This is a genomic window from Arthrobacter sp. Sr33, from assembly GCF_054511195.1.
This window is the reverse complement of the sequence record NZ_JBTNDD010000003.1, coordinates 24,584-36,996: the sequence shown is the minus strand read 5'-3', so window position 1 is coordinate 36,996 and position 12,413 is coordinate 24,584. Positions and strand designations below refer to the sequence as shown.

Annotated in this window: 14 protein-coding genes; 3 read left to right on the top strand and 11 right to left on the bottom strand. The window is 64.1% G+C overall.

The window, feature by feature from the left end; genetic code table 11:
• Window positions 1–4 precede the first annotated feature (4 nt).
• From ACX80T_RS05290 to ACX80T_RS05270, 5 genes are all read right to left on the bottom strand, one after another.
• Window positions 5–856 (bottom strand): fumarylacetoacetate hydrolase family protein, encoded by an 852-nt coding sequence (locus ACX80T_RS05290; RefSeq protein ID WP_459303904.1) that lies wholly within the window; start codon window positions 854–856, stop codon window positions 5–7.
• 27 nt (window positions 857–883) lie between these two features.
• Complete coding sequence (locus ACX80T_RS05285; protein ID WP_116779009.1) at window positions 884–1,354, bottom strand: HIT family protein; 471 nt, start codon at window positions 1,352–1,354, stop codon at window positions 884–886.
• Entirely contained in the window at window positions 1,351–1,779 is a 429-nt protein-coding gene (locus ACX80T_RS05280) for a hypothetical protein (protein ID WP_019481804.1), read from the bottom strand. The genes ACX80T_RS05285 and ACX80T_RS05280 overlap by 4 nt, the downstream gene beginning before the upstream one ends.
• 60 nt (window positions 1,780–1,839) lie before the next feature.
• Window positions 1,840–2,481 carry a trimeric intracellular cation channel family protein gene (locus tag ACX80T_RS05275; protein ID WP_459303903.1) on the bottom strand — a complete coding sequence of 214 codons (642 nt, stop codon included), beginning with the start codon at window positions 2,479–2,481 and terminating at the stop codon, window positions 1,840–1,842.
• A 123-nt stretch (window positions 2,482–2,604) separates the two neighbouring features.
• A complete protein-coding gene (locus ACX80T_RS05270; RefSeq protein WP_459303902.1) occupies window positions 2,605–3,237 on the bottom strand; it encodes a putative glycolipid-binding domain-containing protein in 633 nt (210 codons plus the stop codon).
• 131 nt (window positions 3,238–3,368) lie between these two features.
• Here ACX80T_RS05270 and ACX80T_RS05265 point away from each other — a divergent pair, with 131 nt between their 5' ends.
• A complete protein-coding gene (locus ACX80T_RS05265; RefSeq protein WP_459303901.1) occupies window positions 3,369–4,343 on the top strand; it encodes an alpha/beta hydrolase in 975 nt (324 codons plus the stop codon).
• Window positions 4,344–4,755: 412 nt separating this feature from the next.
• On the opposite strand, the gene ACX80T_RS05260 is transcribed toward ACX80T_RS05265, so the two are convergent.
• Window positions 4,756–5,469: a GAF and ANTAR domain-containing protein gene (locus tag ACX80T_RS05260; RefSeq protein WP_116779099.1), complete on the bottom strand. Its 714-nt coding sequence runs from the start codon at window positions 5,467–5,469 to the stop codon at window positions 4,756–4,758.
• 17 nt (window positions 5,470–5,486) lie between these two features.
• Window positions 5,487–5,864 carry an ANTAR domain-containing protein gene (locus tag ACX80T_RS05255; protein WP_459303900.1) on the bottom strand — a complete coding sequence of 126 codons (378 nt, stop codon included), beginning with the start codon at window positions 5,862–5,864 and terminating at the stop codon, window positions 5,487–5,489.
• Window positions 5,865–6,451: 587 nt separating this feature from the next.
• Here ACX80T_RS05255 and ACX80T_RS05250 point away from each other — a divergent pair.
• Entirely contained in the window at window positions 6,452–6,811 is a 360-nt protein-coding gene (locus ACX80T_RS05250; RefSeq protein WP_116779101.1) for a TraR/DksA family transcriptional regulator, read from the top strand.
• Window positions 6,812–6,845: 34 nt separating this feature from the next.
• On the opposite strand, the gene ACX80T_RS05245 is transcribed toward ACX80T_RS05250, so the two are convergent.
• The 4 genes from ACX80T_RS05245 to ACX80T_RS05230 all read right to left on the bottom strand — a co-directional run bounded on the left by ACX80T_RS05245 (window position 6,846) and on the right by ACX80T_RS05230 (window position 10,808).
• Window positions 6,846–7,538, bottom strand: a complete 693-nt coding sequence (locus tag ACX80T_RS05245) for a 4'-phosphopantetheinyl transferase family protein (RefSeq protein WP_459303899.1) — start codon at window positions 7,536–7,538, stop codon at window positions 6,846–6,848.
• 5 nt (window positions 7,539–7,543) lie between these two features.
• Window positions 7,544–8,239 carry a class F sortase gene (locus ACX80T_RS05240; protein ID WP_459303898.1) on the bottom strand — a complete coding sequence of 232 codons (696 nt, stop codon included), beginning with the start codon at window positions 8,237–8,239 and terminating at the stop codon, window positions 7,544–7,546.
• Window positions 8,212–9,216, bottom strand: coding sequence for a hypothetical protein (locus ACX80T_RS05235; RefSeq protein ID WP_459303897.1), 1,005 nt, complete (start codon window positions 9,214–9,216; stop codon window positions 8,212–8,214). The genes ACX80T_RS05240 and ACX80T_RS05235 overlap by 28 nt, the downstream gene beginning before the upstream one ends.
• Window positions 9,217–9,377: 161 nt before the next feature.
• Window positions 9,378–10,808 (bottom strand): PucR family transcriptional regulator, encoded by a 1,431-nt coding sequence (locus tag ACX80T_RS05230; RefSeq protein ID WP_459303896.1) that lies wholly within the window; start codon window positions 10,806–10,808, stop codon window positions 9,378–9,380.
• Between the two features lie 161 nt (window positions 10,809–10,969).
• Between ACX80T_RS05230 and ACX80T_RS05225 the strand changes: the two genes are divergently transcribed.
• Window positions 10,970–12,409, top strand: a complete 1,440-nt coding sequence (locus ACX80T_RS05225; protein ID WP_459303895.1) for a gamma-aminobutyraldehyde dehydrogenase — start codon at window positions 10,970–10,972, stop codon at window positions 12,407–12,409.
• The last annotated feature ends 4 nt before the right edge of the window (window positions 12,410–12,413 follow it).

Here is a 12,413-nt window from a genome sequence, read left to right as displayed (position 1 = left end):
CCAATCAGGACCCGACGACGCGTTGGCGCTGCTCGCCCAGACCGTCAATGCCGATCGTCATAATGTCTCCGGCCGCCAGATAGGGGAAACGGCCGGACAGGGCAACACCCTCGGGGGTGCCGGTGTTCACCACGTCTCCGGGATCCAGGGCCATGTACTGGGAGAGGTTGTGAATGATCTCGGCGACGCTGAACACCATGTCAGCTGTCGTGGAATCCTGTCTGGGGTCACCGTTGACGGTTGAGTAGAGCCGGAGTGCCTGCGGATCCGCGACATCGGCGACCGGCACCAAGGCTGGTCCCATCGGGTTGAAGGTCGGCGCGCACTTGCCCTTGGACCACTGGCCTCCCGAGTGCCCGATCTGGTAGTCGCGTTCCGAGACATCGTTGCTGATCGTGAACCCGGCGATACAGTCGAGGGCCTCCTCGACGCTGGACAGGTAGGACGCCCGCTTGCCGATGACCACGGCAAGCTCCACCTCCCAATCAACTTTCTGGGCGCCCGGCGGGATGACGACGTCGTCGTTCGGCCCGACGACCGTATTGGGATGCTTGAAGAAGATGATCGGGGCCTTGGGCGGCTGGTCGCCGGTCTCGGCTGCGTGCGCCGCATAGTTCTGGCCCACGCAGACGACGGCGCCAATACCCGTCAGCGGAGCTCCCACCCGCATCGCTGCGGCCCCCTCAAGCGGTGGCAGGGTGCCGGCAGCCAATGCATCACGCACCCGGCCGATGCCGTCCTCCCCGAGGAACACGCCGGTAATGTCGGCGGTTAGTCCGCGCAGGTCATAGGTTTCCCCGTCCTGGCGCACCGCAGGGATTTCCCGGCCGGGCTCGCCCAATCTCATCAGTTCCATCGTGGGACTCCTTCTCGGATGTGCACGCTACAGGCAGGCGCGCAGCTCGGCTGCCTTCCTGGCCCGCACCGCAGGATCAACCACGGGTCGCTTCGGGGTGAAGTAGAAACCGTCGTCGTGCCAGCGGGGGAGCACATGCTGGTGATAGTGCCAGACATGTTGGCTGCCGGCCGGCTCATTATGCTGGCGGGTGGAGATGCCGTCAGGTGACCAGGCCCGCTTGATGGCGACCGCCATGTCGCGGGTGACGATCATGATGCGGGCGGCGACGTCGTCGGGCAGCTCATAGAGCAACTCGAAGTGGGCCCGGGGAGTCACCAACACATGGCCGGGTTGCGGGTCGAAGCCGTGGGAGGCAATGAACGCCAACACCAGGTCGTCTGAGTAGATCAGGTCGCCGGGCTCGCACAGGTTTTTTGGGTTTGCGAAATCCCCGGCGGCGAGGTCGCAGAAGGGGCACCGGTAATTGTCAGGAGCATGCCGCACCCACTCGGTCACTCCTCGACCGCGTCTTCCTCGAACACCCACTCGAACATGTCGAGAACGTATTCGCTGAACGTGCCCTCTTCACTCTTCCAGGTGCCGCGGGCGTTGTTCCGACGCCAAATGATGGGATCGGGAACATCCAACTGATCCACCCTGATACCCCAGGTGTACTTTTCCTCTTCGTCTTCGAGGAAAAGCAGGTGTCCGTCCTCGATCGTGAGCTCATCGGGATCCCAGAAGAAGTGGTACGCCTCCATGATGTCTTCGACGGCCCCGACGGCAAGGTAGAAGTCGCGCAGAGCGAGGGGAAGATCGAAATCCTGGTCCTCCATGAGGTCCTGAAGTTCTTCCTTCGACAGGCCATCTTCCGCCGACCACTGGTCATCGAAGTACGCCGGAACCAGGGCACGGAATTTGTCCAGGAATAGCTCAGTCAATTGAAACTCCAGGGGTGGGATTGGGGGATACATCCATCCTAGCCCCCACAGTGCGGTGGCTTATGCAGTGCCCGAGCGCTTCCAGCCCAGGACTGCCAGCGGCGCTCGCCAGCTGAAGCGCCATGCGAGGACCCGGAGGGTGAAGACCAATGCAGCGACGACGCCGCCGGTCGCCACATTGAACCAGCCGTTGCTGACCAGCAGGGTGGTCAGACCGGCCCCGAGCATGGCCGGAAGCGCGTAAATGTCCCGGGGATCGAAGAGTTGGGGCACCTCATTGGCCACCACGTCACGGAGCAGGCCACCGCCAACCGCCGTGGTCACGCCGAGGAGGATACCCGCCACCGGGTGAAGCCCGAACTCCAGCGCTTTCACCGTGCCGGTGATGCAGAACAGGCCCAGGCCGGCGGCGTCGAACACCACCAGCAGGTTGCTGACCCGTTCGACGCCGGAGAAAAGGAAATACACCAGCAGGGTCGCGAGCACCGGCGGGAGCAAGTAGAAGGGATTGGAGAAGGCCGCAGGGACCGTATCGATGATCAGGTCCCGAGCCACCCCGCCGCCCAATCCGGCAAGGGAGGCCAGCAGCAGGGAACCCACCAGATCAAAGCCTTTGCGTGCGGCAAGGAGAGAGCCGGACACCGCGAAGAAGAAGACCCCAAGTAAATCGATCATCAGGGCAACGTCGACGGCGTTGGTCATGGGTTCCTCACTGTCCGGGGTGCGCGTGGTTGGTCCGTGCCAGCTGCAATCCCGGCCAGTCTGAGTTTACCCAGCACAGGCTCCCAATGTGGAGTCAAATGGCGTTGCCCCGACTGATTGGAGCTAGCGTATCCGCCGGGCCAGGCCGGGGTAGTCGACCACCACGCCGTCGTCGTCGACAGTCAGCTCGGCAGTGAATCCGCGGTTGCCGGAGCTATACAACACCATCGCAGGACTGTCGGGTCGCGCCGGCCGCACATGGCTGTACACCTGAGCGCTGGGGATTACCCGCAGGCTCGGCACCTCAACCCACGCCATGGTGAGTTCGGTTTCGTCTGCCGGCGCGTCGTCGTCCGAGACCAGGTTGAGTCGGAGGATCGGCATCGTGTTGGTCACCGGGCACAAGCCCAGATCGCAATCCAGCGCAGCGGCCAGTCCATCGGGATCCGTGATCCCGGGCGGGGGGAGATCGACGGCACCGGAGCTCTGCGTATCGCTGGACCAGTGGCCGTCCTCCGATCTCACCAGTTCCAGGTGACGGCTCCACCCCTGGCCATGGACGGTGACGGTGAGCCGCTGGGTCACCCATCCCGACGTCGTGGCGAGCGCCCAGCTCACCGCATAATCTGTGGTCCTGGAGGTGCCGTGAGCGGTAAGCCGGTCGGATTCGAGGTTGATGGTGGCCGTGTCCAGCCGGCCGGGGTCGTCCTCGCCCTGCCAGCTGTGCTGGAGGCTGGTGTGCGATGGGTTAGCCATCCTCATACCCTATGGACCGGCGCACCCCAGCGCCAGACCCCAGCGCCAGACCCCAGCGCCAGACCCCAGCGCCAGAATCAGGGCGAGCTCCGAGGCCTGCCCGGGGCCGGGCTCGTGGCAAAGTTGAGCTTATGAGCCCTACCCCCCAGTCGGCCGCCGAACCTGCAGCGAGCGCACCCATGAGAGTCGTCAACGCCTTGCTGGGTTGGACTTCGACGAAACGGCACTACAACTCGCTCGAATGGATGCGGGCCCGGTACCTGCAGCGCGCCTACCCCACTCCGGCGCCGTTGCCCCGAGCCCTGCGGCGGCTTTGCACCGTCGAGGAGCTGGCGGTTGACGGCGTCCGCACCCTCACCCTGCGTCCCCGGTCGGCGGGCCCCGGACGCCACATCATCTACACCCATGGTGGGACCTACATCAACGAACTGGCCCGCCCGCACTGGTGGATCATTGCAGCGCTCATCAGGGCCACCGGGGCAACGGTGACCGTGCCGCTCTACCGGTTGGCGCCCGAACACAGCTTCAGGGAAACCTACGACTACCTCGCCGCCGTCTACGAACTGGTGCTCTCAACAACGAGCGCCGACGACGTCGTCCTGGCCGGGGATTCGGCGGGCGGCGGGTTGGCGGTCGGCCAGGCCTTGCACTTCGCGGCCCTCGGCCTGCCCCAGCCCGGCCACCTGATCCTCTTCTCGCCCTGGCTGGACGTCACAGGCACAAACCCAGCCATTCCGCAGTACGACCGGGTCGATCCCATGCTTGCGGTTCCAGGCGCAGTCGAGGCGGGAAAATGGTGGGCGGCAGGCGAGGACCCCAAACATCAGCTGCTGAGCCCGATCTTCGCCCCGCCCGCCGCATTGGCTGAGCTCCCGCCCGTGACGCTCTATCAGGGGAGCCGGGACATCTGCATGGCAGACGCCATCGCGTTCGATCGGGTGATGCGAGACGCCGGCCGCGTCATAGCGTTCAACCGGTACCCGGGTGCCTTCCACGTATTTGTGGGGCTCCCCTGGCTGCGTGAGTCGCGGGCGGTGTTCGACGATATCCGCCGGACAATGGCAGCCCCCGAAACTGTGGAAGCAGATAGACCTCAGCAGCCATAGACGCGCTGCCTGCAAGGGTCTAGAGTGAATGTACTGCCCCAGACCCCGGCGCCGTGTTGAGTGGAAAAACATTCCATGGAAGTATCCGGACGGGGCAGATTTCTTTTAACATCTCTCGCTGCGAAAAGGTTCTTCCCTCTGGACGTTCTTTACTCATCCGGTTCCAACTCACAAGCTGAGGCAGCGCAGCGAATCCTCAAGATCGTCGGTATTTCGGGGAGGTATATGAGTAATGAGTTCTGAGACAGTCAAACGACGCTTGGAAGGTGACCATATGGTAGCTAAACCGCGGTCAGTGAGTCGGATAGGTACATCGGCAAACTGACGGCAACCTGACAACGCATTTTCAGTTAAAGTGCACTATGCCTGCCTGACGCCTGCCTGGGGCCTACCTGCGACTGCTACGGGCTGGCTACAGCGACAACGACCGATCGACAATCTGGGTCGCCGTGTCGTGCAACGTGAGGTGGTTCCGGCGGGCATGGTTGCGGATCCGGGTAAACGATTCATGCATATCGACATTGCTCAACTGGGCCACCACGCCCTTGGCTTGTTCAATCAGGATCCTGCTGGTCAGGGCGCGCTGGAGCTGATCATTGATGACCCCGGCTTCGCGTACCGCGCGCTCCTGCAGAATACTGATCGTGGCAACGTCGGCGAGTGCCTGCCCAATCGCTGCATCTTCCACGGACAGTGCGCCAGCATTCACACCAAAAAGGTTGAGGGCACCGATTGTCCTGCCTCGTATCCGCATGGGGATGGCATGTACCGAACGAAATCCCTGCGACAGGGCTGCCTGCTTGAAATCGGGCCAACGGTCACCGAGGTCGGCAATATTGTCAACCGTGACAACTTTTCCGGTCTGGAAAGCCTCGACGCAGGGTCCAGCGCCAGCTTCGCGCTGCAGTACCTCGACCAGCTGGCTTTCCTCGCTGGTGGACGCCAGGACCTGGAGCTCGCCGTGCTGGTCCACGAGCAATAGCCCGGCCGCAGTCGCGTTGAGAATGTCGATCGACTCCTCCACGAGAGCATGGAGAAGATCAAGAACGTCGTAGTCGTCGACCAGCGTGTCAGCGATCTTTACGAAAGCAGCGCTGACGCGTTCTGCGCGGGTCGAAGTCACCATGAATAGAGTTTACTCCGCTATTGAGGTTTCGGCGTAAAGTCCAGCCGGCGTTCGATAACCGCAGCTGCTACCTCTTTTAATTGGAGCCCCTCGGCGAAGGCGTATCCCCGCAACAGAAGGAGAGCGTCAGTGGCTGTGATGTTCGCCTGCGCCAGGACCATTCCGGTGGCTTGGTGAATCTCGCGGCGCGATAGTGAGGTGTCGTCATTGCCCCCAAACGATTCGTCGTGGCCGGGTTCCCTGGACAACATCCGACGCAGCAACCTCCACGAGGTTTGATCGGTGAGGACTGCTGCCGCCGCAGCGTTCGCTCCGCTGAGCTTGCCTGGGTTCGTCCGGTACAGCTCGACGACTCCAATATCGATCGCGCCAAGAACAAGGGGAAAGACGAACATCGCCTTCACCTCTGTGGCACGGACCGCGTTACCGAAAACAGGCCACCGGGTGTGCAAGTTTTCTGCGGTATCCGGGATCAGTACCGGGACTCGACTTGAGGCTGCTTCCCAGCGGGGACCCTCCCCAAGTTCGAACTGCAACTCATCGAGCCTGCGCGCAATGTCATCACTGCAGCAGATCGTTTCCTGAACGGCTCCGCCGAAAACCGAGATGGCAGCACCAGTGATCGGGAGTTCCGTAAGGTACGGGGTGCACAGGGTCGCACCGTTGCTGTTTGCTGTGGAAATGCACCGCTCAACCATAAGTCCCTGTCGTTCTTGCCGCGCCGCCAGCTGGCCGGGCGGTTCTCAGCCGAGCGGCAATCCCAGGTAGCGGGACGCCGGCAGTTATTAGGATAGACGATTCGCTGGTCGACTCCGAAGAATTGAACAGGTCCTGATCTCCCGCAAATATTAGCGGTGGTCGACTGCTCTCCCTTTCCATGGGGACTGGACTACCAGATGGAGCTCCACCCGGGTGGGTTGACAACCGAATCACTCGCCCGTCCCGTCGTCGACCGGGGCCGGTGACACCGTACTATTGCGCCATGGCAGCCGAGACAGACTTTGAGCCTTACCGTCCGCGTCTGCGCGCGGAGCTCGCCCGCACCCGCGCGAGTTTCGCCGCACTGGATGCCGATAGCCGCTCGGTCAGCGCGGCCCGGGACAATTCAAACGTCGACGACGAACACGACCCCGAGGGGACCACCATCGCCGCTGAACTTTCACAGATGTCAGCTCTGGCCCGGGACGCACGAGGCAGGGCCGAAGAGATTGAAGCCGCGCTGGCAAGGCTCGACGCCGGCACCTACGGCGTGTGTGCCAGCTGCGGCCAAATGATTGCGGGTGGACGCCTTGAAGCCCGGCCGTGGACACCGTACTGCCTCGACCACGCGACCGGTAAATAGCTGGGCGCGCGCAGGTCACCTGGTTCCTGCTCGGCTACACCAACTGGAGCATCGTCAACTGGACCAGCTCCGTTGCGGCCAGTTCCGAAGCGGCGGGCGCAGCGATCGCCGCAGCATACCCAACAGGTGGGCTGACCCAGGTCAGTTTCAGGTGCTCCGCGGCGGCCAGTCCCGTGCAGGAATTGCCTGCGATGGAAAAGGTGGAGGGCTCGATGCTGAGCCCATGCCCGGTTGCTTTCAGTACCGCCTCCTTGGCGACCCACAGCCGGAGCCGCGCATCGACGTCGTCGGCCCGGAGCTGTTCCCGCTCCGGAACCGAGAGGGCATAGGCGTCGAACCCGTCGAAGACGGCGTCGGGGATGTGCTCGATATCGGCACCGATGGGGTGCCCGGCGGGAGCCGAGGCCACCAGGAGTGAGCCCGCGGAACGGGACAGGCTCAGCTCCACTCCCTTGATGGCCGGTTTGCCATGCAGGCCCGAGCCGCAGATCCGGCAGGAGCGTGTTACCGGCAGCGCGGGGGCCTCCGACGGGGTTGCGCCGAGCAGCTGAGCCGCCATGAGCCGGAACACGGCGTGAGCCGCACGGTAAGTCAGCCGGTCCTGTTCATGCTGAAGGCGATCGGCAGCAGTCCGGACCGTAGCCGGAAGGAATCGGTCAAGTCCGCCCAGCGGCTCAAGCGTCCGGGCAACGCCGGACGCGGTAACCGCAATGTACTGAACCGGCACGACTTCTAGACGCTGCCCGCAGGGTTGGCCGTGATGACCACGTTTTTGCCCCAAATGTCTTCGGTGTAGCAAGTGATCAGCACCAGACGGTTGGGCACGATATTCCAGATCTCGCTGTCCTTCAGGGTGTTCTTGTCGTGGGTGGTCACCGAATCGATGACGTAGTCGAGAACACCCGTTTCGGTGGTGAGCACAATCGAATCGCCCACGTTGGCGTCGGTGCTCAGTCGGTTGAAGGGGGCGTCACGGCCCTCCCAGCTGTGGCCGGTGATGTAGGTGGTGTCTTCCGACGCCAGCCCGGGTGTCCCAAAGGATGTCAGCCAGTAGGCATCCTCAGTCAACGGCGGCACGATTGACTGCGATGCAAACTCCTCCGTCGAGGGGGTGAGGGGCAGGATTGATTGGTCGATCCCTGCGGCCGCCACAGTGAGCCAGCCAGGCGGCGACGCGGCTGGTTCCGGGGCGGGAGCCGATGGTGCAGCCGTTGCCGTTGCCGTTGCCGCTGGCGGTTCGGCCGGCTGGACTGGAACGAAGGCAGCGGCTACGGTCTGGCGGTCGAACGTGACAGGTTCAGATGAGGCTTCGCCCGCCACCGACGTAGCGGCAACGATCAGGGCAGCAGACAGCGCCAGACCGGTCCACCGGGCCGGGAGGCCCCGCCAGCCGCGCATGCTCAGGCCCGGGTGGAGCGGCGGAGCCACACGCCAGCACCTGACAAAAGCACCAACGCCGCTCCCGCCGCCCCGCCAAAGGTCAGGGCGCCTGCAGTGTCAGGTGCTGGGTCAGCAGCTGCGGTCTGGATGTTCAAACCCCTCCCGGCTGCCGCAGTGGTCCCGGTGCCGATCGGGCCGGGCGCCGCCGGGGCGGTGGGTGCGACAACGACAACCGGCACCTCGAAGTCCTCGCCGGCACCCTCTCCCGTTCCCGGCGCAGCGCAGGCAGCGAGCGCAGCGTTCACCAGCACCTGGACCTCTTCGATGCTGGTGCCGGTGCCGGCGCCGCCCAGAGCGGCAAGAACTGCTTCGATGGTCTCGATTGCGGCGTAGTAGGTGTTCTCGGCCGCGACTACTGCTTCGGTGTAGAGCGCATCTTCCAGTGCCAGCTGTGCTTCCATCAGCGCTTCATCAGCCGCAGCGAATGCCTCGGGTGCTGTGTCCCGTTCCGCCTGCCGTGCAGCCAGCACGGTTGTCGCCTCGACCTGGAAGGCCCGGGCGGCGGCGAGCTCTGCTTCAGCGGCGAGGCGAGCGACGTCGTCGCCGTCTGCCACGTCAGCGAGCGCCAGCGCGGCGGCCACAACACGGTCATCGGCGAGGAACTTCGCGGTCTGTGCCGCGTCCAGAGCAGCCTGGGTTGTTTCCAGGGCCATCGCCGCCGTGTCAAAGGCCGCAATCGCGGCGTCGTACGCTGCGTATTCATGAACTGCTGCGATGTCGGCGTCTATCCAGGCCTGATCGAGTGCCTCGGAAGCGGCCTCGATGGCGGCCAGCGCGGTTTTCAGATCGTAGGCCAGGCCGATGTCCACTGACGCGGAGTCCAGGGCAGCCCCCAGCGCAGACTGAGCAGCAACGCAGGAGGCCGAGGCGGGCGCGGCTACTGCGGGTGAGGCAGCCAGAAAGGTAGAACCAGCGATGAGTGCGGCACACGTGCCGAAGGTCATCAGTCGATTACGGTGCGTCATGAGACCACGTCTCTTCCTTGAGAAAGGCCCTCAAGTCCCCCTTGAGCGGCATCCGCCGGATGCGCGACGCTGGGAGCGGTGCTGTCTGGCTGACGTAATTTGACCACGCCGTCTGACGAAAGACCAGCACTTTTCGGACAATTCGTGTCACCGCTGCCCGGCTATCGGAGTCCCCGCACGTTCAGGGCGAGGTACAGGTGAACCCGGTCGGCGGTGACTCCCGGGTCGTAGCCGCTCAGGTCCTGGATCTGCTGCAACCGGTAACGCACGGTGTTCCGATGAAGCTGCAACGCCTCAGCGACCGCGGCGACCGACCCGTTCAGCATCAGGTACCGCTCAAGCGTCACCATCAACTCGGCGTGATGGCGCTGGTCAAACGCCACGACCGGATCCAACGCTTCAGCAGCGAGATCGGCGAGTGGCACATCCTCGCTGGCCATTAGCAGGGAGGTCAGACTCAGCCGGTCAGGGGTGTTCACGGGCAAGCCCCTGGTCAACGATTCCCGCGCCTCGAAATAGCTCCAGCGGAAGCCGCTGGCCTGCGCATAGGCACCCCCATATCCCACCTTCGCGGTCAGCCCGGCGCCGTGGAGGTAGGCGCCCATCTGCTGACTGAGAACGGGTCCATCACCGTCAGGAACGGCGATGACCAACCGCTCGTCAACCAGCGCTTCCACTCCCGACGCGAACCCTGCCGGTGTCGGCAGGGTTCGCAGCGCCCGACGCTGCCCGGAGGCCACTTCGACGATCACCACCACTTGGCGCAGTGCGGTGTCGATGCCGGCGCCACCCAGGCGCGCGACGGCGTCGGGACCTGCCAGGGTGCCGCGGACCACGTCCTGGCAGAGCTGCCCAACCACTGCGCGTTCACTGGCCCGCCGTCGGGCCTGGTTGCTCAACTCGACGCTGATCAGGCTCTGCGCATAGGCGACGATGGCGTTGGGGTTGTAAGGCTCCGCGATGGCAAGCGTGCAGCGGTCTTTCAGGCCGGTGGCCACCGGGAGCCGATGCCAGTGGCCGCCGGGGGCGCCAGACCCGGCTCCTCCGGTCGTCTCAGTACTGAACAGCTGGGCGCCGTACTGGGACAGCACGACGTCGGTGCTGAGCATCGTGGCAAGCTCCCGCAGCAATTGGGGGAGGCCACCCTCCCCGAGCAGGGCCGACGCGAGAATCTGATGACCCTTCAACAGGCTTTCGAGCCTGGAGTAGTGGTCGGCTGAGAGTGAGTCAGCGACAATCTTCCCGATGGCGATGAACGGGGTCTCGTAGGGGACGCGGAACACGGGCAGCCCCAGGGAATCTGCCTCGTCGACCAGTGCGGCGGGGACCTGCCGGTGCCCAAGCCCAGTGCCGAAGCCGATCCCCAGCGCCCCCGACTCATGGACTCGGCGCACGAAGGAGCGCTGCGCCGTCGTCGTTTTCTGCCGGAGGCCGGTGGTCAGCACCACCTCGCCGCCGCTGAGGAATGGAAGAGGATCCTCGAGCTCGGTTACCGCGACCCATTGGATGGGGATGTCCGGCACGACGGCGGCCCCCACGGTGTGGAGACCGAGGCCGGCGGCCGTAAGCAGGGTGGGAAGGGTGATGGCCATGCCTCAACTATAGGACCGTGACACTGTGCGGGTGCATGACAGGCGCCCCAGGTTGTTGTGCGCATCACCCTAGGCCGGGGAATAAGAGGAGGCGTAGGGTCAGCAATGGATTTACGCTGTGATGGATCCGCAGTGATCCGTCAGCCCATCATAGAAAAGGGATGAATACCGTGGTAACCACCCTCCAAAACTTTATCAACGGCGAGTTTGTCACACCGGCCGGCACCGAGCTGCTCGACATCGTCAACCCCACCAATGGCGAGGTCGTGGCGAGGGCGCCAGTATCGCTGAAGTCGGATGTCGACGCCGCCATGACGGCGGCCGCTCAAGCGTTCAGGACGTTCAAGCACGTCACCCCGAGCCAGCGGCAGCTCATGCTGCTGAAGCTCGCCGACGCGCTTGAGGCGGCCAGCGATGAACTGGTCGATGCGCAGCACCGCAACACCGGGCAGGTGCGCGATCTGATTGCCGCCGAGGAAGTGGCCGTGGGCGCCGACCAGCTGAGGTTCTTCGCCGGCGCCGCTCGCCTGCTGGAAGGGAAGTCCGCTGGCGAATACGTCGAGGGCCACACCTCCTATATCCGTCGCGAGCCCATTGGGGTAGTCGCCCAGGTTGCACCCTGGAACTACCCGCTGCTGATGGCCATCTGGAAGATCGGTCCTGCGCTCGCCGCCGGCAACACGGTGGTCCTCAAGCCCAGCGACACCACACCCGAGTCCACCCTGGTGTTGGCGAAGCTGACCCAGGGAATCCTTCCACCGGGGGTGTTGAACGTGGTGCTGGGCACCGGGGAAACCGGGGCCGCGATGGTCGACCATCCCGTGCCCGGGTTGGTCTCAATCACCGGATCGGTCCGCGCCGGTATCGCCGTCGCCACCGGAGCGGCGAAGTCGCTCAAGCGAGCTCACCTTGAGTTGGGAGGCAAGGCCCCCGCCGTCGTCTTCGCCGACGCCGACATCAAGAAGACCGCAGCAGCGATCGCTGAGTTCTCGTTCTTCAATGCGGGCCAGGATTGCACGGCGATCACCCGGGTGCTGGTTCAGGATTCGGTCCACGATGACCTGGTGGCCGCCATGGTGGCGCACACCGAAACGCTCAAGACCGGCAACGCCGACGACTCCCAGAACTACTTCGGCCCGCTGAACAACATCAACCACTTCAATTCGGTCAATGCGGTGTTGGACGCCCTTCCTGAGCACTGCAAGGTCGAGATTGGGGGCAAGCGCTCCGGGGACAAGGGCTACTTCTACGAGGCGACCATCGTCACCGGTGCCCGCCAGACCGACGACATTGTCCAGCAGGAAACCTTCGGCCCGGTCATCACCGTGCAGAAGTTCACTACCGAGGACGAGGCGGTCGAGCTGGCCAACGACGTCGAGTACGCGCTGGCGTCGAGCATCTGGACCACCGATCATGGCACCGCCATGAGGGTGTCCCGGGACCTCGACTTCGGCGCAGTCTGGATCAATACCCACATTCTTCTCACCGCCGAGATGCCGCATGGAGGCTTCAAGAGCTCCGGTTACGGCAAGGACCTCTCGATGTATGGCGTTGAGGACTACACCCGGATCAAGCACGTCATGAGCGCGCTTGATGTTTAGAAAG